Origin of the sequence: Marinomonas mediterranea MMB-1 (assembly GCF_000192865.1) — a bacterium.
Lineage (GTDB): Bacteria > Pseudomonadota > Gammaproteobacteria > Pseudomonadales > Marinomonadaceae > Marinomonas > Marinomonas mediterranea.
Genome location: NC_015276.1, coordinates 226,278 through 246,620, shown reverse-complemented (window position 1 = coordinate 246,620; position 20,343 = coordinate 226,278). Strand labels below are relative to the sequence as shown.

Here is a 20,343-nt window from a genome sequence, read left to right as displayed (position 1 = left end):
TCCCTTTGACTAAATCAGCAAATTTAGTCTTTTAGAGCGGCACTTAGTGCTTCTTCGACATCAGAAGCACTTACTGTAGCACTTCCTTCCTTCGCTGCTTGCGCAAGTTCTTTCTTGTTCTTGCGCTCGCTGTGGTATGCCAAACCTGTACCCGCTGGGATAAGTCGACCTACTACAACGTTTTCTTTCAGACCACGTAAGTGGTCTTTCTTACCGGTTACCGCACCTTCTGTTAATACACGCGTTGTTTCTTGGAACGACGCGGCAGAAATAAAGGATTCGGTAGCCAAAGATGCTTTTGTGATACCAAGTAGAACGCGCTCAAACTTAGCTGGGAACTTGTCATCTGCTTCTGCAGCTTCGTTCGCATCCAACAATTGAGTGTATTCAATTTGGTCACCTTGAATAAGGTCAGTATCACCGGCCTCACCCACATCCACTTTGCGCAGCATTTGACGAACGATAACCTCAATGTGTTTGTCGTTTATCACTACACCTTGCAAACGGTATACTTCTTGAATTTCCATTGTGATGTAGTCAGCCAAAGCCTCCACACCTTTCAAGCGTAAGATATCATGAGGGTTTAGAGGACCATCGGCAATGATCTCACCCTTAGCCACTTCTTCACCATCAAAGATGTTGATCTGACGCCACTTAGGAATAAGAGTCTCAATTGGATCACTTCCGTCTTGCGGATTGATAACCAATCGAATCTTACCTTTCGTCTCTTTACCAAAGCCAACAACACCTGTCGCTTCTGCCATGATCGCTGGATCTTTAGGACGACGAGCTTCAAATAGGTCAGCTACTCGAGGCAGACCACCCGTGATATCTTTGTTACCTTGAGATTCTTGCGGGATACGAGCCAAGACTTCACCTGACTTAATCGTAGCACCGTGATCCAAACTCAATAACGCTTTCTCTGGAAGCATGTATTGAACTGGAGAATCTGTACCAGGAATCATTACTGGATTACCTGATTCATCCACAACCGCAATCATAGGACGAAGATCTTTACCTGCTGAAGGTCGATCTCTCATTTCCAAGACTTCGATGGTAGTCAAACCTGTCATCTCATCGGACTGACGACGGATAGTTACACCCTCATCCATACCAGAGAATTCAAGACGACCTTGCGTCTCAGACACGATTGGGTGGGTATGTGGATCCCAGTTAGCAACGACTTGACCAGCAGTAACAGAATCACCGTCAAGCACACTTAGAACCGCACCGTAAGGAAGCTTATAACGCTCTTTCTCACGGCCAGCTTCGTCTGCAATAGCCAACTCAGATGAACGAGAAGCAACAACCAATTGGCCATTTTCGCGCTCAATGCTCTTCATCTTATGGAAACGAACGGTACCAGCACTCTTCACTTGAACACTATCTACCGCTGAAGCACGAGATGCCGCACCACCGATGTGGAATGTACGCATGGTAAGCTGTGTACCCGGCTCACCGATAGATTGCGCAGCAACAACACCAATAGCCTCACCAATGTTAACCAAGTGACCACGAGCCAAATCACGACCGTAACACTTACCACATACACCGTGTTTAGTATCACAAGTAATAACAGAGCGAACGATCATTTCGTCAACACCTGCCGCTTCGATTGTGCGAATGTGATGCTCATCAATCAAAGTACCAGCAGCAAGAACAAGCTCACCTTTAGTGTCCATTACATCCTGTGCAACAACACGACCCAGTACACGTTGACCAAGAGGAACAACTACGTCTCCACCTTCAATCATCGCGTTTACGGTAATACCGTCAGATGAACCACAATCTACTTCTGTGATTACCAAATCTTGAGCAACATCTACAAGACGACGCGTTAGGTAACCGGAGTTCGCAGTTTTAAGTGCGGTATCGGCAAGACCCTTACGAGCACCGTGAGTCGAGGTAAAGTACTGAAGAACCGACAGACCTTCACGGAAGTTCGCCGTAATAGGCGTCTCGATGATGGAACCATCTGGTTTCGCCATCAGACCACGCATACCACCTAGCTGACGCATCTGAGCGACACTACCACGGGCACCGGAGTCAGCCATCATATAAACAGAGTTAAAAGATTGTTGCTCAACCTCTTCTCCATCTTTATTGATAACAGTCTCTTTTGCCAAGTTTTTCATCATGGCATCAGTTACGGTTTCGTTAGTACGAGACCAAAGGTCAATTACCTTGTTGTATTTCTCGCCTTGCGTTACAAGACCATCAGCAAACTGGTATTCAACTTCTTTAACTTCTTCTTCTGCGCGAGAAATGATTTCAGCTTTTTCTGGCGGAATAACGAAGTCATCCACACCAACAGAAGAACCAGACGCTGTCGCGTATTGGAAACCGGTATACATCAACTGGTCTGCAAAAATACACGTCTCTTTCAAGCCAACCTTACGGTAACATTGGTTGATTAGGTTCGAGATCGCTTTCTTTTTCATCGGCTGGTTAACAACCGAGAAGGGAAGGCCATCAGGAACAACATCAAACAACAACGCACGACCAACAGTTGTATCTGCAATGAAAGTCGAAGGAACTTTTTCACCTTCTAGCGTTGTATCAACTTGGTTGATACGTACTTTAACTTTTGCGTGCAGTTCAACTTGCTTAGCACCATAGGCTCTATGAACCTCTTTGATGTCAGCGAAAGCCATGCCTTCACCTTTAGCGTTGATCTTGTCGCGAGTCATGTAGTAAAGACCCAATACAACGTCTTGAGAAGGAACAATGATCGGCTCACCGTTCGCTGGGGACAAGATGTTGTTTGTAGACATCATCAATGCACGTGCTTCTAACTGAGCTTCGATTGTTAGAGGTACATGTACCGCCATTTGGTCACCATCGAAGTCAGCGTTATACGCCGCACACACAAGTGGGTGCAACTGAATCGCTTTACCTTCGATCAACATAGGTTCGAACGCTTGAATACCCAAACGGTGCAATGTAGGCGCACGGTTAAGCATTACAGGGTGTTCGCGGATAACTTCATCTAGAATATCCCAAACCTCTGGTGTTTCACGCTCTACCATTTTCTTCGCAGCTTTAATGGTCGTTGCCATGCCGCGTAGCTCTAGTTTAGAGAAGATAAATGGTTTAAACAGCTCAAGTGCCATCTTCTTAGGAAGACCACACTGGTGCAAACGCAATGAAGGACCTACGGTGATTACAGAACGACCAGAGTAGTCTACACGCTTACCAAGCAAGTTCTGACGGAAACGACCTTGCTTACCTTTGATCATATCTGCCAAAGATTTCAGAGGACGCTTGTTAGAACCGGTAATTGCGCGACCACGACGACCGTTATCAAGCAATGCATCAACAGACTCTTGCAACATACGCTTTTCGTTACGTACGATGATATCCGGTGCAGCAAGCTCTAAAAGACGTTTCAAACGGTTGTTACGGTTGATCACTCGACGATATAAATCGTTCAAGTCAGACGTCGCAAAACGCCCACCTTCTAGCGGCACAAGAGGACGAAGATCTGGCGGAAGTACTGGCAGTACTTCAAGCACCATCCATTCTGGGTTGTTACCAGAATTATGGAACGCTTCAATCAACTTCAAACGCTTAGAAAGCTTCTTAATACGAGTTTCAGAGTTTGTTGCGTTCAATTCTTCACGCATCGTGTTGATTTCTTCAGCCATATCCATGTCGCGTAGCAACATTTGGATAGCTTCAGCACCCATACGAGCGTCAAATTCATCACCAAACTCTTCTAGTGCTTCGAAATACTGCTCATCATTCAAAAGCTGACCTTTATCAAGCGTTGTCATGCCTGGGTCAATTACTATGAAAGATTCGAAATAAAGCACTCGCTCAATATCACGTAGCGTCATATCTAGGATAAGACCGATACGAGACGGAAGAGACTTCAAGAACCAAATATGAGCAACTGGAGACGCTAGTTCGATATGCCCCATACGCTCACGGCGCACTTTAGACAGAGCAACTTCAACGCCACACTTCTCACAAATGACACCACGGTGTTTCAAACGCTTGTATTTACCACACAAGCATTCGTAGTCCTTAATAGGACCAAAGATTTTTGCACAGAACAATCCGTCACGCTCAGGCTTGAACGTACGGTAGTTGATCGTCTCAGGCTTTTTAACTTCGCCGTAAGACCACGAACGAATCATATCTGGCGAAGCCAGACCGATACGAATCGAATCAAACTCGTCAGATTGTCCTTGTGATTTTAGAAGACCTAATAAGTCTTTCATGTATATTCGCCCCACTCGTAAGGCTGGGGAGCCGCGCTCCCCAGCAGGTCAAATGTGATTCGTGCTTATTCGTTTTCCAACTCGATATCGATACCAAGAGAACGGATCTCTTTAACCAATACGTTGAAGGATTCTGGCATGCCTGGTTCCATACGATGATCGCCATCTACGATGTTCTTATACATCTTAGTACGGCCATTCACGTCATCAGACTTAACGGTCAACATTTCTTGTAGTGTGTATGCTGCACCATAAGCTTCAAGTGCCCATACCTCCATCTCACCGAAACGCTGTCCACCAAACTGAGCTTTACCACCAAGAGGCTGCTGAGTAACCAAGCTGTAAGAACCTGTAGAACGAGCGTGCATTTTGTCGTCTACCAAGTGGTTCAACTTAAGCATGTACATGTAACCAACCGTTACTGGACGCTCAAAGGCATCACCAGTACGACCGTTAAACAACTTAATTTGACCGCTTTCGTTCAAGCCAGCAAGACGCAACATGCGTTTGATTTCTGCTTCTTTAGCACCATCAAAAGCACCAGATGCCATAGGCACGCCGCCTTTAAGGTTCGATGCCAGCGTTAAGATTTCGTCATCTGTGAAGCTATCAAGATCTTCTACACGAGCTGAGCGCAGTCCATCTTCATGACCGTTATAAACCTCACCTAAGAAAGAACGAAGTTCTTGCACTGTCTCAGCTTTTTCTCGCTCAATCTGGATCATCTCGTTGATCTTACGACCAAGACCTTTTGCTGCTGCACCTAAGTGAGTCTCAAGAACCTGACCTACGTTCATTCGAGACGGAACACCAAGAGGGTTCAAGACGATGTCGACAGGGTCACCATTTTCGTCGTATGGCATATCTTCAACAGGCATAATTTTCGAGATTACACCTTTGTTACCATGACGGCCGGCCATTTTATCACCAGGCTGAATACGACGTTTGATAGCAACATAAACTTTAACAATCTTAAGTACGCCAGGCGCCAAGTCATCGCCAGTTTGAAGCTTACGCTTCTTATCTTCGAACTTAGCATCAAGCTCTTTACGACGTTCAATCAAAGCCGCTTGCGCTTTCTCTAGCTGTTCACTAGCGTCTTCACTTGCTACACGAATCTTAAACCACTCAGGGTGGTCCAAATTAGCCAGGTAGTCTTCAGTAATGATTGCATTACGTGCTAGACCAGGACCGCCTTCTGCTTGCTGACCGACTAGCGCTTCCGCTAGACGTTCAAACGTCGCTTTCTCGACGATACGGAACTCTTCGTTAAGATCTTTACGTACTTGGTCTAACTGAGACTTTTCAATAGATTTCGCACGTTCGTCTTTTTCGATGCCATCACGAGTAAAGACCTGAACATCGATAACTGTACCGCGAGTACCGGTTTTAACGCGCTGAGATGTATCTTTAACATCAGACGCTTTTTCACCGAAGATAGCACGCAACAGCTTTTCTTCTGGAGTCAGCTGAGTTTCACCTTTAGGTGTCACTTTACCAACTAGAATATCGCCAGGCTCTACTTCTGCACCGATGTAAACAACACCGGAAGAATCAAGTTTAGAAAGCGCGCCTTCACCTACGTTTGGAATATCCGCAGTAATCTCTTCAGGCCCAAGCTTAGTATCACGAGCAACACAAGTAAGCTCTTGGATATGGATAGACGTAAATCGATCTTCTTCTACCACTCGCTCAGAAACAAGGATGGAGTCCTCGAAGTTAAAGCCATTCCAAGGCATGAACGCGATACGCATGTTTTGACCCAAGGCCAAATCACCCATATCAACAGAAGGGCCATCCGCCATGATATCGCCAGATGCAACCTTTTCGCCTTTCATGACAAGAGTACGCTGGTTAATACATGTATTCTGGTTAGAACGCACGTATTTGGTCAGGTTGTATATATCTACACCCGCCTCACCTGCAAGCGTCTCTTCAGAGTTAACACGTACAACGATTCGGCTTGCATCAACAGACTCAATCACACCGCCACGACGAGCAACGATACAAACACCTGAGTCTTTCGCAACATTGCGCTCCATACCCGTACCAACAACAGGCTTATCAGCCTTTAACGTTGGAACGGCTTGACGTTGCATGTTCGATCCCATCAATGCGCGGTTTGCGTCATCGTGTTCTAGGAACGGAATCAAAGAAGCAGCAACCGAAACGACCTGGCGTGGAGACACGTCCATCAAGTTCACTTTTTCTTTTGCCAACAAAGTGGTTTCGTGCATGTGACGCACCTGAACCAATTCGTCAACCAAACGGCCTTCTTCGTCAACATTAACGGATGCTTGTGCGATTACGTACTTCGCCTCATCAATAGCGGAAACGTAAACCGTTTCATCCGTCATTTTGCCATCAACAACCTTACGGTAAGGTGTTTCAAGGAAACCATAGCTGTTAGTACGCGCATACGTAGACAACGAGTTGATCAAACCGATGTTTGGTCCCTCTGGTGTCTCGATAGGACAAACACGACCGTAGTGTGTTGCGTGTACGTCTCGAACTTCAAAGCCCGCACGCTCTCGCGTCAAACCACCGGGGCCAAGCGCAGAAACACGACGCTTATGAGTTACCTCAGAAAGCGGGTTGTTTTGGTCCATGAACTGAGACAGCTGGCTGGAACCGAAGAACTCTTTAATCGCAGCAGCAACTGGTTTAGCGTTCAACAAATCTTGAGGCATCAAGCCATCAGCTTCTGCCATAGACAGACGCTCTTTAACAGCACGCTCAACACGAACCAAACCTACGCGGAATTGGTTCTCTGCCATTTCCCCAACAGAACGCACGCGACGGTTACCCAAATGGTCGATATCATCTACCATGCCGTTACCGTTACGGATATCCAACAACGTCTTCAGTACCGCAATGATGTCTTCATTATCCAGAATGCCCGGACCTTTATCTTCATCACGACCTAAACGACGGTTGAACTTCATACGACCAACACTTGAAAGGTCGTAACGCTCTTCTGCGAAGAAAAGACCTTGGAACAAGCCTTCAGCAGATTCTTTTGTTGGCGGCTCGCCTGGGCGCATCATACGGTAAATTTCTACCAATGCTTCCAGCTGATTGTTTGTTGGATCAATACGCAATGTGTCAGAAATAAATGGACCGTGATCCAAATCGTTCGTGTACAGCACATCAATTTCTTTAATGCCTGAACCCACCAACGCTTCTAACAAATCAACAGATAGCTCTGTATTCGCCTCTGCAATCAACTCACCTGTCGCAGGATGCACAAGGTTTTTCGCAGATACTTTGCCTAGGATATATTCTAGTGGAATAGAAAGACGTTCTAGACCCGCTTTATCCATAGCACGAATATGTTTCGCAGTAATACGACGACCTTCTTCTACGATGATCTCGCCGTTACCATCAACAATATCAAACAGTGCAGTTTCACCACGAAGACGGCTAGCAACCAAATCCATCTCAAACCCATCTTTACTTAGGTAGAAACGAACGGTATCGAAGAAAGTATCTAGGATTTCTTCTGTTTTGTAGCCTAATGCACGTAGCAAAATAGAAACAGGTAACTTACGACGGCGGTCGATACGAACGAACACGCAGTCTTTAGGATCGAACTCGAAGTCCAACCATGAACCACGGTAAGGAATAACACGAGCAGAATGCAGTAACTTACCTGAAGAGTGAGTCTTACCACGGTCGTGGTCGAAGAACACACCAGGAGAACGATGCAACTGAGATACAATTACACGCTCTGTACCATTGATAACAAAGGTACCGTTTTCTGTCATGAGCGGAATTTCGCCCATGTATACTTCTTGCTCACGGATGTCTTTAATTGCCTTGTTCGAAGATTCTTTATCATAAATGATAAGTCTTACACGAACGCGTAAAGGAGCCGCGTAGGTCACGCCACGCAGTTGACACTCTTTTACATCAAAAACAGGTTTGCCTAATCGGTAATCGACGTACTCTAGAGCCGCATTGCCGGAAAAGCTGACCATTGGAAAGACAGATTTAAAGGCCCCATGTAGACCTAATTCCTCACGCTCTGCAAGGTCTTTACCCTCTTGCAGGAATTTACGGTAGGATTCAAGCTGAATTGCCAGCAAGTATGGCACATCCAAAACGGGCGGCAGTTTACCGAAATCCTTACGGATACGTTTTTTCTCAGTGTATGAGTAAGCCATCAGCATTCCCCAGCTTGTGCACATTGACGCAAAAGGCCTAGATAAGGCCTTACCAAATAATGAGAGAGTTTTCTCTCAATAAAAAATTCTTTTCATTTTATCTGGGTTTTAGAAACCCAAAAAGGCCGGTGGCAAAATGCCACCAGCCAATTCGACTAAAGGCCGAATTCTGGAACAAGTTCTGTCATTATTTAACTTCGACAGATGCACCAGCTTCTTCAAGAGCAGCTTTAAGTTCTTCTGCTTCTTCTTTAGATACGCCTTCTTTAACTGTAGCAGGAGCGCCGTCAACCATGCCTTTCGCTTCTTTAAGACCAAGACCAGTTGCTGCACGTACAGCTTTGATTACGTTAACTTTCTTATCACCAACAGCAGTTAGGACAACGTCAAACTCAGTTTGAGCTTCAGCCGCTGCGCCAGCGTCGCCGCCAGCAGGACCAGCAACAACTGCAGCAGCTGCAGTTACGCCGAATTTTTCTTCCATTGCTTCGATAAGTTCAACAACGTCCATTACAGACATTTCTGCTACTGCATTGATGATATCTTCTTTAGTTAGAGCCATGACTCAGATTTCCTAGCATTCTTTAATAATTGCCCGAGGGCAATAAAACAAAATAAGTGTATCAAGAGCGCGTATAAAATTACGCAGCTTCTTGCTCTTTCTGCTCGCGTACAGCCGCAAGAGTACGAACCAGTTTGCTTGTAGCACCCTGTAGTACGCTCATCAACTTCGCGATAGCTTCGTCGTATGTTGGCAAAGATGCCAAACGATCAATGTCGCCTGCTGCGATCAACTCACCGTTGAACGCCAATGCTTTTACTTCAAACGCATCGTTGCCTTTCGCGAATTCTTTCAATAAACGAGCAGCCGCACCTGGGTGTTCGTTAGAGAAAGCAATCAACGTAGGACCTACGAAGCTGTCTTTTAAGCATTCGAAGTCAGTGCCATCAACAGCACGACGAGCTAGAGTGTTACGCACAACACGTACATAAACACCAGCTTCGCGTGCTTCTTTGCGAAGTGCAGTCATATCACCAACGGTAACACCGCGGGAATCAGCTACGACAGCAGACAACGCACTTTGGGCAACTTCGCTAACTTCGGCGACAATGGCTTTTTTGTCTTCTAGACCTAATGCCACTGGTTTTCTCCTGGATTAGCAGGGACAAGTCCCTAAATTTTACCAACTCTCCGATTGCTCGGAGTACTTTACTGGTGAGTTGGATCCAGTTTAATCTGAATCGGGCCACACCATCTGCGCAGGAAAAACGTTTCGCAACGTTTAATTAAACTCTCGTTCCTACGGTCTGTGACGGCCTATATGAAACAGTCATACAGGCCCTCAGCTCGACTTAGAAGCTCAATGCACCTAAATCAATCAATAGACCAGGTCCCATTGTAGAGGACAAAGTCACTTTCTTCATAAAGATACCTTTAGAAGACGCTGGCTTAGCACGACGTAGGTCGCTTAGAAGCGCTTCCAAGTTACCTTTGATAGCGTCAGCAGAGAAGTCGATAGAACCAACACCTGCATGAACAATACCATTTTTATCAGTACGGTAACGAGCCTGACCAGCTTTTGCGTTTTTAACTGCAGTCGCAACATCAGGAGTAACAGTACCAACTTTAGGGTTAGGCATAAGACCACGTGGACCTAGAACCTGACCCAATTGACCAACAACGCGCATCGCATCTGGAGAAGCGATAACAACGTCAAAATCTAGATTACCTGCTTTCACTTGCTCAGCAAGATCGTCGAAACCAACGATATCAGCACCTGCTTCTTTAGCAGCTTCTGCGTTTGCACCTTGAGCAAATACGGCAACACGTACATCTTTACCTGTACCGTGTGGCAATACTGTTGAACCACGTACAACCTGATCAGATTTACGAGGATCTACACCTAGATTAACAGCAACATCTACAGACTCTTTGAACTTAACAGTAGAAAGCTCAGAAAGAAGAGCAACCGCTTCTTCTACAGAGTACAATTTAGTCGCTTCAACTTTTTCAGCGATCAAGCGAGCGCGTTTAGTTAGCTTAGCCATTATTCAACACCCTCAACATCTAGACCCATAGAGCGCGCACTACCTGCGATAGTACGTACAGCAGCATCCATATCTGAAGCAGTCAAATCTTGCTGCTTAGCATTAACAATCTCCTCTAGTTGAGCACGAGTAACCGTACCAACTTTTTGAGTATTAGGACGTGGAGAACCGCTTTTCAGACCTGCTGCCTTCTTAAGAAGAACAGAAGCTGGAGTCGATTTAGTTTCGAATGTGAAGCTACGGTCAGCGTATACAGTAATGATTACTGGTGTTGGAAGACCTGGCTCAACGCCTTGAGTTTTAGCGTTGAAAGCTTTACAGAATTCCATGATGTTCACACCATGTTGACCAAGAGCTGGACCAACTGGGGGACTTGGGTTCGCTTGACCCGCTTTAACTTGTAGCTTGATATAAGCTTGGACTTTTTTAGCCATTATTTACTCCAGATGGGTCACCGCCTAAGAACATTAGGCTACCCGTTTACAAAATCAGGCTTTTTCAACCTGACTAAATTCCAAATCAACAGGGGTAGATCGACCAAAGATCAATACTGCCACTTTAATTCGGCTCTTATCATAATCAACCTCTTCCACAACACCATTAAAGTCAGCGAACGGCCCGTCATTAACACGAACCACTTCACCCGCTTCAAACAATGTCTTAGGACGAGGCTTGTCTACACCCTCGTTAACGCGCTGCAAAATAGCATCCGCTTCACGCTGAGTGATTGGAGAAGGTTTGTCTGCTGTGCCGCCAATAAAGCCAAGCACACGCGATGTACCCTTCACCAAATGCCAAGAGTCATCGTTCATATCCATTTGCACTAACACATAGCCTGGATAGAACTTTCGCTCACTCTTGCGCTTTTTACCGTCGCGGATTTCGACTACTTCTTCAGTAGGAACCAAAATCTCGCCAAACAAATCTTGCATAGACATAAGCTGCACACGCTCTGTAAGCGCACGCATCACATGCTTTTCATACCCCGAGTACGCTTGTACTACATACCATCGTTTAGCCACGACCAACTCCTAACCTATTACTGCGGAAACGACCCAACCAAGAGCTGAATCAACACCCCACAGCACGAGAGACATAAATATAACAACCGCCAAAACGATCAATGTTGTTTGAACTGTTTCTTGACGAGTTGGCCATACTACGCGTCCAATTTCCTTCTTAGCTTCTTTCGCCAAAGTAAAGAACGCTTTACCTTTGACCGTTTGCAAAGCGATAAAGCCCGCCACAATCGCCAAAACTAATACCGCAATTAAGCGATACAGCAACGATTCTGCAGAAAAATAATTATTACCAACTACGCCTGCTGCAACCAGCAGAACAACAATCGCCCACTTAAATACGTCTCCGCGAGACTCTTGAGCTTCTGTATTCGAACTCATACTTCAGGTGATCCCTAGCTTAGATATAGGATACGAAATTTGGCAGGCCAGGAGGGACTCGAACCCCCAACAGCCGGTTTTGGAAACCGGTGCTCTACCAATTGAACTACTGGCCTACAATCGTATGGGCGGAGGATGATACCGATTTACAAAGGACTTTGCAAGGGTATTCGCCCAAAAAACAGACAATAAAAAAGGCGGTCAATCCCACCTATTTAAATGCACTTTTGAAATGCTGGAGCTCATGAGCAGATTTGAACTGCCGACCTCACCCTTACCAAGGGTGTGCTCTACCAACTGAGCTACATGAGCACAATCTTGGAGTTTGGAGCGGGTAGCGGGAATCGAACCCGCCTCTTCAGCTTGGAAGGCTGAGGTAATAGCCACTATACCATACCCGCTTAAATGGTGGAGGGAGGTGGATTCGAACCACCGAAACTTTCGTGGCAGATTTACAATCTGCTCCCTTTGGCCACTCGGGAACCCCTCCACTAATACGACAGCTCACACTATCTCTTGTAACTTTCGCTACTGCTCCAAAAGGTGGGAGCCATTATATGAATCGCTTTAGCAAATGCAAGCGCTAACAAGATTTTTTTTCAATTTTTATCAAAGACGGTTCCATTTCTAGTGATTTAAGCCAATTATTGAACAACTCATCTGTCATCTGTGTCGCAATATCAACAACATACAGACTTACTTTACGCTGATGTTCGAAAACTTCGACATCGTAATTCGCTTTAGTTTTAATGGCAGCCGCCGCTTGTTCCGCTCTCACTTTAGACGAATATAGCCCCAAAGAAATGCGATTCTTCATTTCGCCACGGTTAATAATAAAACTATCAACCCCTCTCCCTTTGAGATCTGCCACAATTTTATTCGCCGCCGCTCGATTATTTGGTGCCGATATATAAAGCCAGTATTTATCTCGTTCACCGATTTTCTGAGTTTCGGTATAGGCCCAGCGCTTTTTGTTTAAAGAGACCAGTATGGCTTTGTGATCCTTCTCTCGCTCGGTTTCAATGATTCTACAAGACTTTACGTCTTCGTCACGAGGTTCTTGTGTCGCAGCTATCCCAACCCCATCAGACGAAAGAGTAGGATTACGTAAATTCGACTCCGCTTCGGAAACCGCGTTTTGTAATCGCCCTTCTAATCTTTCTAACGCTTCACGCCGCTCAGCGATTTCTCTTTGCGCTGGTTTAACACTCAACTCTTCAACTGGCTCGGACATTAAAGCGATTTTCGTCCCCACCGGCGGCGCATACACTTTTTCCTGAAAAGCCTGTCGCTGATCCTGAGAAAAGCTGTGCCAGCTAAAAAATCCTGCATTAATCAGCACAACCAATAAAAACAACCATCTCATGCTTTTCGATTCTCTATAATTTCATCGCCCACTAGTTTCGCACCTTTAGCAACCAAGTGCTCATCACAAATGCAATTTGCTCCCGCTGATGTAATCAACGTCTTACCTCCCCCGCCTGTTGCAAACCAAACATAGTCAGGATATAAGCGCTTTAACCGCTCAACAAAACCAACCGCCATTTCTTCACAACCTAATTCTACCGCGCCAGCCGTATTATTAGGAATGCCTTGACCCTTTCCAAGCTCATCATTGGAATAACGAATGCGAGCCGTATTACTAACTAACCCTTCTTTCATCATTTTAAGGCCAGGAACGATATAACCTCCCAAATGAACACCTTGGCCATTAACGAAATCAGCTTTAATCGCTGTTCCCGCATCAAAGACTAAGGTTGCGCCTTTGGATTCATGGTACGCAGCAATGGAAGACAGCCACCTATCAACCCCCAATCGATGCGGCTCTTCATAGGAGTTTGTCACACCACATGAAGTCGCCTCCACCACAATGGGCAACCACTCAACATTTGGGTACGCAGCCTGAATATCCGCATGCAGCATCGCATTTTGCTCATTCGAACGAACACTCGCAAAATAAATAATGTCAGGATAGAAATTATCAAAACTGTGTGGATCATTGTCGTATACCTTGCCTATGACTTCATTGCCATCAAAGGCGGTCCACTTTAGACGAGTATTCCCCGCATCTACCACCAATACTTTTTGAACCATAATATTATTGGTTTTGCCTTCGCACACTGACTTCTCCCCCATGCAGGGACTCAATCTTACCATCACGCTCCAACAAGAGCGCACCATGTGCGTCAATACCACGCGCTGTGCCTTTTAACTGCTGCCCAACACTCGTTACGGTAACGGGTTGATTCAGCATGACATCGCGTTTCTGCCACATTTTCTGGTAATACTCTATCCCTTTCCCATTCGAAAAGTTTTCACATATCGCTACTAATTCATTTGCGAGTAACGCAAGCACTCTATTTCGATCGGGCGTTTGCGGCAATCTTGATGCTAGATCAGTCCAAGGCTGATCAATGGCAGACATTTCGTCATCCAGCATTTCAACATTCAAGCCAATGCCGACAATCACCTGACAAGCGTCCTGATCAGCAACCATTTCCAGTAGGATACCTGCTATTTTTTTACCTTCAACTTGGACATCATTAGGCCATTTCAAGCCTACACCAGCAATACCGAGCTCATCCAGCACGTTAGCGACGGCAACGCCAACCGCAAGACTTAACCCTTCTACAACCGCCACTCCGCCTTCAAATCCCCAAGCAAACGACATAATGATATTGCGCGCGACGCCGCCTTCCCAGCTACGCCCTCTTCGGCCTTTTCCTTGAACTTGTCTCTCACAAACAAAGAGTGCGGGTAAACTGCCATTTTGATTAATGTACTGTTTCAAATCGCCGTTAGTCGACCCTGTTTCAAACTGAATATTGACAGATACAGTTGAATTAAGGCCTTCATCACGCAACCGACTCTCTTCCAACAAGGTCAGCTTGTTTGGCAGTCGATACCCTCGCCCTTTAACAGAGTGTACTCGTACACCGATACTTTCCAGCTTTTTGAGTTTCTTCCAAATCGCAGCTCTGGAAACACCGATTTCCTTACCCAATTCTTCACCCGAATGGAATTGACTGTCACTCAGCAAGGTCAGAATATCTCGCATACCTGTCTATCTCTTCTTTTAGTTATTGTGTCTAAATTCTGGAAATGTGCGCCCATGACGCAATAACCAATTTGTTTTTGGATACTCACAGTCCCCATCAATCGCGTGCAAGGCGTACGCATGTCGTGATTGCGCTGATCGATTTGCGTGACTCAAGTGAGGAAACTCACCGTTTAGAACCACCATAGAACCTTTGGGGACCTCTAAAGGCGCCAACGCTTCATCAGGCCAATCTACGTCAGACAATTTCGTCATTTTCATAGCGCTCTCGCCTTCTGAAACCCGCTCAAAGCGTTTCTCAAGCCCTTGTTTATGCCCTTGAGGGACGCCCCAAAGGCAACCGTTTTCTAACGTGGCATCCTCAATGGCAAACCATAACCCAATCACGCTCATCGGCCGAGTAAAGAGGAACGTACTGTCTTGGTGACAGTTCACTTCTCCCCCAATATTGGGCTGTTTAAAAATGTACATCGATTGAGCGGCCAATGGCTTTTTCATACCGAGCTGCTTTAGAATCGTCGCCCAGATAGGACTCAATGAAAAATCAGCAAATAATTCATCTTTGTCATGCAAAGCGTGACCAATTTTATTAATTGATAGCACCTTATCCTGCCTTAACTCGCCATGCTCATCAAACGCTTCCTCTTCAAAAAAGTAAGAGATGCGCTCTGCAGATTTTAAGAAGTAATCATCGGTTTGACGATCTTGCTCTTTCGTGGTGAAGATTGATCGAATACTGTTAGGGTCAAACTCTTCCAACCGTTCATTAATTCGAGATTTTAATAAATCACATGTGCCGCTTGAAACCGCGCCTTCAATAACCAAAAAACCTTGCTCGTGATATTGAGCAATCTGTTCTGGCGTTAACTCGTTGAGTCGTATTTCAATTTGACCAAACATTCACTTCTCCAAATCAATCACACTGACAGTCGCTACCTTAGAAAGCCATCAGATTTTAATACGCAGAATGGGCTGAAATAAAAGAGCCGATATCCTTCATTAGATCATCAAACAAAGGGTTCCACGAAACGCGTCCAGCAATATCACTCTTCGCCAGCAATTCATCACTCTTTTCACCATACCAATTGTTTTCTGCTCTTTGACACTTTTTGTACTGAGCATCATCAGAACGGTGCCAATCGCAAATTCGGTAACTTCCCTTTTCGCCATAATAAGTATTGTTAGGGTTTCCGATCACCCCCATATGAGACAGTCCTATAATTTTTTGATCTGGCCAGTAAGTATTCACTACCGCTTTTCGATCTGATTGAGCTTCGGCTTGAGTTCGACTGTATAAAAGAACTTGGTTGGTATTTCCAATCATAGCCTCATCAAATAAGGTCAAAGTAACCGACGAATCCACCGTCGCATCTTCCTCAGAAAGTGCAATAAACACAGGAATGTCTTTTGGATTATCGTGTACTAGCCCACGCACCTCTTTCGCAATACGATACGCCTCAACAATCGCGGGCGTGGGAATAGAAGCGTATTTGGCATAATCATCCGTTTTGTATCGATCTAACCAATCCGTGAACAACGAAACAACAGGGCTTAGCCAGTCGATACTGGTGTTGATTTTAAAAAGTGGGGAAAGAAGAATAACACCACTCACTTTATCTGGGTTATGCCAAGCAAACTCCGTGACAAGTGCACCACCAGTTGAAAACCCAGCGACAAACACTTGATCAAGCTTTGCGCTGAAATGAGCAAAAGACGCTTTAACAGTCTCGCGCCAATCATCACGCGACACAGTGAGCAGGTCTTCCTGTTTCGTACCGTGCCCCGGAAGTAACATCACCCGGACATACAAACATTGGGCCGCCAACGCCTTAGCTGTATCACGAACAGAATAAGGCGAGTCCGAAAGCCCGTGGAGTAACAAAACGCCACGCTTGACCTTTTCTTCAGTATCGCAATCCGTGCCTGGACGCCATTCTTTGGGCAAAACCGCCTCGACTTCAACCTCTTTATTGTCAGGGTTCACCCATTCTTTATTCGCCAAGAGATAAAGCTTGACCCTCGCTTGATACGTTTCAAACGATTCATTCATTTCAATCACGTAAGGGTTTGCGGCCCAAATGTGTGTAGCAAGCAAAGACACAACGCCCAAGACAAAGTAACGAATGAACACACTGATTCTCCCTAATAATATTGGCCAACTCTTTACTATGATATCCTATCTGAGTTAAATCACTAACATCGGTAATCAGTGCGATGCCTAATTATATTCCAGTTAAAGTCGAGCCTCTCTGGTTCCCACTCGTAAAAAAGTTTTACCAAGCCTATTACCCCAGTGGAAAGCCTAATAAATCAGAACCGTTATGGGTCATTAAAGATGGCGCAACGATTTTATCGGCGTACAGGTTAAAACCCATCGAAGGCGATATCCAGCTCCTCACTGCGATGGTAACACACCCGGACAAAAGACAAACGGGACTTGGCGCAACGCTACTAGCTGGCTCGTACTCCGCATTGAAAAGCAAACCTACATATTGCTTCGCTCTGCAAAACGTTGTGCCGTTTTATCTTAAAAACCACTTTAAAGAGATTACGCCCGAGACATTACCAACGGCGCTCAAGTCTCGTTATTTGAAGTACTTATCCAGCAACCCAGGTCTGACTCCGATGCTTTTCATCGGATAATACCCACAATAAGCCAAACTCTTTGCTTGAATACCAAGCTCGCCGATCTAGTCTTCAAAATAAATCCAAAATACTTATTTATAACGCGCTCCTTAACAAACACTTAATTTTCTAGATTCATCTGAATCCCCACTATCTGCATTGACCAAATCGTTTTATCTACATACCTTTCAGCAAAACAATAACGTTTCAGCTACCGAGGTGTCCTATGAGCATCACATTGCCAAACAATTCCATCATGTTAAAACCAGACTTTACGTTTGGTGTTGCCACTGCGTCATTCCAGATAGAAGGCGCAAACACTGAAGACGGCCGACTACCCTGCATTTGGGACACTTTTTGCGCGACGCCAGGAAAAGTACTTAATGGTGATGATGGCTCCGTCGCTTGCGATCACTACCACCTTTGGAAGGAAGACGTTCAGCTTATTAAAAGCTTAGGGGTTGACGCTTATCGCCTTTCTATTGCTTGGCCACGTGTTATGGACGAACAAGGAGAGCCTAATAAAAAGGGCCTATTGTTTTACCGTAATTTGATAAAGGAGCTAAAAGCGAATGGTATTAAGGTGTTTGCAACCCTCTATCACTGGGACTTACCGCAGCACTTAGAGGACAAAGGCGGCTGGCTTAATAGAGAAACCGCGTATCGATACGCAGAATATGCAAACCTTATAACAAACGAATTAGGTCAATGGGTCGATTCTTGGGCAACGTTCAACGAACCCTTCTGCGCCGCTCTTTTGGGCTACGAGGTCGGAGTCCACGCTCCTGGGCTTGCCAAGCCAGAATACGGGCGTCAAGCAGCGCACCACATTTTGCTTGCTCATGGCTTGGCTTTGCCTGCTATTCGAGCAAACTCCCCAACTGCCGATGTGGGCATCGTATTAAATATGAATAGAACCTACGCTGCCAGTGACAAGTCGGAAGACCAATTTGCCGCACTAATCAGAGAAACTTTGGATAACCAGTTTTTTATTGAGCCCCTACTCAAGGCTCAATACCCTAAGTTACTCAATAAAGTACTGCCTCATTATTTACCGACAATTCTCCCTGGTGATATGGAAATCATTGCTCGTCCTATTGATTTTATGGGCATGAACTTTTACACCTGTAATCACAATGAATACGATGAAGAAAACCTCTATCGGGAGGTCAAAAAAGAGAATGTGGAGTACACCGACATAGGCTGGGAAATTGCACCTCAAGCGTTTAGCGAATTACTTATTAACTTAAACGAGCAATATGACCTCCCCCCAATGTACATCACAGAGAACGGCGCCGCTTGCGCCGATACAATTGAAGCTGGGAAAGTAGACGATGATCAACGAGTGCGCTATTTACAAGGGCACATTAATGCAGTCAATGATGCAATCAATGTGGGGGTCGACATCCGTGGCTACTTCGCATGGAGCTTAATGGACAATTTTGAGTGGGCAGAAGGCTACAGCAAACGCTTCGGTTTAACGTATGTTGATTACGAAACTCAAGAACGCACCATTAAGCGAAGCGGTTACGCTTATCGCGACCTGCTCTTAAGTCGACAAAAATAAAACAAGGGCTGCGGTTGTATAGAACAATCGCAGCCACAAACGGCCATTGTATACAGCGATGAAAAAGCACAATTTTATCAGGCAGCTAGACTCGCTAAAATGCGCCAGACCTATTAACTCCTACTGAAACACACGTCACTTTTCTTAAACGTGCTAACCTGAGACTCGGGTGTTACACTCATACACGGACACATTTGGAATCAGGTTACGACAACGATAAGGATATTGACGTGATTTCTTTAAAACAGCTTTCTTACGCGCTGGCAATAGAAAAAACGCTTCACTTCAAAAAAGCAGCGGAGCAATGCCACATAAGCCAATCAGCTCTCAGTAGCGGCCTAAGTGACTTAGAAGAAAAACTTGGCGTGCAGATTCTGGAGCGAGATAACAAAAAAGTACTGGTCACTGACATAGGAAAAGAAGTTCTAAAACGTGCCCATAAAATCATGCTAGAAGTTCATGAACTTGAGCATTTGTCTGATCGCTTTAAACCACCTCTTAGCTTTCCTCTTAGCCTTGGCATCATCCCCACGGTCGCGCCATTTATCCTTCCAAAGCTGATGTCTGAGCTAAAAATAACCCACCCAAAATCCAATATTGCAATCATAGAAGAACAAACCGCCCAACTATTAGAAAGTCTACGTGGGGGCACTATCGATGCTGCGGTAATCGCTTTACCGTATCCATGCGAAGGGCTAGAAGTACTGGAGTTTTGGGAAGAAGATTTTTACTGGATTTGTCTCAAAGATCACAAATTCGCTCATCAAAAGCACGTTTCCAGTAAGCAAGTTGCCGAAAGCAACTTAATGCTTCTTAGCGAGGGACACTGCTTTAAAGATCACGCTCTTGATGTATGTGATCTCAAACACCAATTTCCACAACCCGACCTAAGAGCAAGCCATTTAAATACATTAATTCAAATGGTGCTGGGAAATATGGGAAACACCCTTATTCCCGAAATAGCCAAAGAGCAATTGACTAACATCAATTCTAATCTTCGTGCCGTTCACCTCAATGAGCCAGGCCCACATCGCCGACTTGCTTTTGTCATCCGTCCGAATTACACACAGAAGTCCAGTATTTTAGAACTAATAGAAGTATGCAAGCGCACACTAATGTAGTTTGAAAACAAGGATAAAAACACCAACAATCGATTTATCAAATCATTATGTTCGATTCTTTCTGATGTCCTTCTGAGCCTAATTCCTTTATTGCTATTGGGGTCGTTTCAGAACAAAACTAAGGGAATAAG

At 45.2% G+C, this 20,343-nt stretch carries 16 protein-coding genes and 4 tRNA genes; 3 read left to right on the top strand and 17 right to left on the bottom strand.

Features of this window, described 5'->3' with window-relative positions:
- Window positions 1–23: 23 nt before the first annotated feature.
- The 17 genes from rpoC to MARME_RS01095 all read right to left on the bottom strand — a co-directional run bounded on the left by rpoC (window position 24) and on the right by MARME_RS01095 (window position 17,030).
- The gene (gene rpoC / locus MARME_RS01175) at window positions 24–4,226 is read right to left on the bottom strand and encodes a DNA-directed RNA polymerase subunit beta' (protein ID WP_013659443.1); all 4,203 of its coding nucleotides are present in this window, start codon (window positions 4,224–4,226) and stop codon (window positions 24–26) included.
- 65 nt (window positions 4,227–4,291) lie between these two features.
- On the bottom strand, window positions 4,292–8,392 hold the full coding sequence (rpoB, locus tag MARME_RS01170; protein WP_013659442.1) for a DNA-directed RNA polymerase subunit beta: 4,101 nt from the start codon (window positions 8,390–8,392) through the stop codon (window positions 4,292–4,294).
- Between the two features lie 187 nt (window positions 8,393–8,579).
- The gene (gene rplL, locus MARME_RS01165; protein ID WP_013659441.1) at window positions 8,580–8,954 is read right to left on the bottom strand and encodes a 50S ribosomal protein L7/L12; all 375 of its coding nucleotides are present in this window, start codon (window positions 8,952–8,954) and stop codon (window positions 8,580–8,582) included.
- A gap of 79 nt (window positions 8,955–9,033) precedes the next feature.
- Window positions 9,034–9,534 carry a 50S ribosomal protein L10 gene (gene rplJ / locus MARME_RS01160; protein WP_013659440.1) on the bottom strand — a complete coding sequence of 167 codons (501 nt, stop codon included), beginning with the start codon at window positions 9,532–9,534 and terminating at the stop codon, window positions 9,034–9,036.
- Between the two features lie 211 nt (window positions 9,535–9,745).
- Window positions 9,746–10,441, bottom strand: coding sequence for a 50S ribosomal protein L1 (rplA, locus tag MARME_RS01155; RefSeq protein WP_013659439.1), 696 nt, complete (start codon window positions 10,439–10,441; stop codon window positions 9,746–9,748).
- Window positions 10,441–10,875, bottom strand: coding sequence for a 50S ribosomal protein L11 (gene rplK, locus MARME_RS01150; RefSeq protein WP_013659438.1), 435 nt, complete (start codon window positions 10,873–10,875; stop codon window positions 10,441–10,443). The genes rplA and rplK overlap by 1 nt, the downstream gene beginning before the upstream one ends.
- 54 nt (window positions 10,876–10,929) lie before the next feature.
- Window positions 10,930–11,463, bottom strand: coding sequence for a transcription termination/antitermination protein NusG (nusG, locus tag MARME_RS01145; RefSeq protein WP_013659437.1), 534 nt, complete (start codon window positions 11,461–11,463; stop codon window positions 10,930–10,932).
- Window positions 11,464–11,472: 9 nt separating this feature from the next.
- Window positions 11,473–11,841, bottom strand: a complete 369-nt coding sequence (secE, locus tag MARME_RS01140; RefSeq protein WP_013659436.1) for a preprotein translocase subunit SecE — start codon at window positions 11,839–11,841, stop codon at window positions 11,473–11,475.
- Window positions 11,842–11,881: 40 nt separating this feature from the next.
- Window positions 11,882–11,957 (bottom strand) — tRNA-Trp (locus tag MARME_RS01135).
- A gap of 120 nt (window positions 11,958–12,077) precedes the next feature.
- A tRNA-Thr gene (locus MARME_RS01130) sits at window positions 12,078–12,153 on the bottom strand.
- Window positions 12,154–12,167: 14 nt separating this feature from the next.
- Window positions 12,168–12,242: transfer RNA gene (locus MARME_RS01125), tRNA-Gly, on the bottom strand.
- Between the two features lie 5 nt (window positions 12,243–12,247).
- Window positions 12,248–12,331 (bottom strand) — tRNA-Tyr (locus MARME_RS01120).
- A gap of 93 nt (window positions 12,332–12,424) precedes the next feature.
- Window positions 12,425–13,207: an SPOR domain-containing protein gene (locus tag MARME_RS01115; RefSeq protein WP_013659435.1), complete on the bottom strand. Its 783-nt coding sequence runs from the start codon at window positions 13,205–13,207 to the stop codon at window positions 12,425–12,427.
- Window positions 13,204–13,962: a type III pantothenate kinase gene (locus MARME_RS01110; RefSeq protein WP_223294999.1), complete on the bottom strand. Its 759-nt coding sequence runs from the start codon at window positions 13,960–13,962 to the stop codon at window positions 13,204–13,206. The genes MARME_RS01115 and MARME_RS01110 overlap by 4 nt, the downstream gene beginning before the upstream one ends.
- A complete protein-coding gene (locus MARME_RS01105; RefSeq protein ID WP_013659433.1) occupies window positions 13,940–14,899 on the bottom strand; it encodes a biotin--[acetyl-CoA-carboxylase] ligase in 960 nt (319 codons plus the stop codon). Before MARME_RS01105 ends, MARME_RS01110 begins: the two co-directional genes overlap by 23 nt.
- Before the next feature lie 18 nt (window positions 14,900–14,917).
- The gene (locus MARME_RS01100; RefSeq protein ID WP_013659432.1) at window positions 14,918–15,799 is read right to left on the bottom strand and encodes a phytanoyl-CoA dioxygenase family protein; all 882 of its coding nucleotides are present in this window, start codon (window positions 15,797–15,799) and stop codon (window positions 14,918–14,920) included.
- 55 nt (window positions 15,800–15,854) lie between these two features.
- A complete protein-coding gene (locus MARME_RS01095; RefSeq protein WP_013659431.1) occupies window positions 15,855–17,030 on the bottom strand; it encodes an alpha/beta hydrolase in 1,176 nt (391 codons plus the stop codon).
- Window positions 17,031–17,113: 83 nt separating this feature from the next.
- Here MARME_RS01095 and MARME_RS01090 point away from each other — a divergent pair, with 83 nt between their 5' ends.
- The 3 genes from MARME_RS01090 to MARME_RS01080 all read left to right on the top strand — a co-directional run bounded on the left by MARME_RS01090 (window position 17,114) and on the right by MARME_RS01080 (window position 20,212).
- Entirely contained in the window at window positions 17,114–17,542 is a 429-nt protein-coding gene (locus tag MARME_RS01090; RefSeq protein ID WP_013659430.1) for a GNAT family N-acetyltransferase, read from the top strand.
- A gap of 208 nt (window positions 17,543–17,750) precedes the next feature.
- Complete coding sequence (locus MARME_RS01085) at window positions 17,751–19,091, top strand: GH1 family beta-glucosidase (RefSeq protein WP_013659429.1); 1,341 nt, start codon at window positions 17,751–17,753, stop codon at window positions 19,089–19,091.
- 230 nt (window positions 19,092–19,321) lie between these two features.
- A complete protein-coding gene (locus MARME_RS01080; RefSeq protein ID WP_041647727.1) occupies window positions 19,322–20,212 on the top strand; it encodes a hydrogen peroxide-inducible genes activator in 891 nt (296 codons plus the stop codon).
- Window positions 20,213–20,343 lie beyond the last annotated feature (131 nt).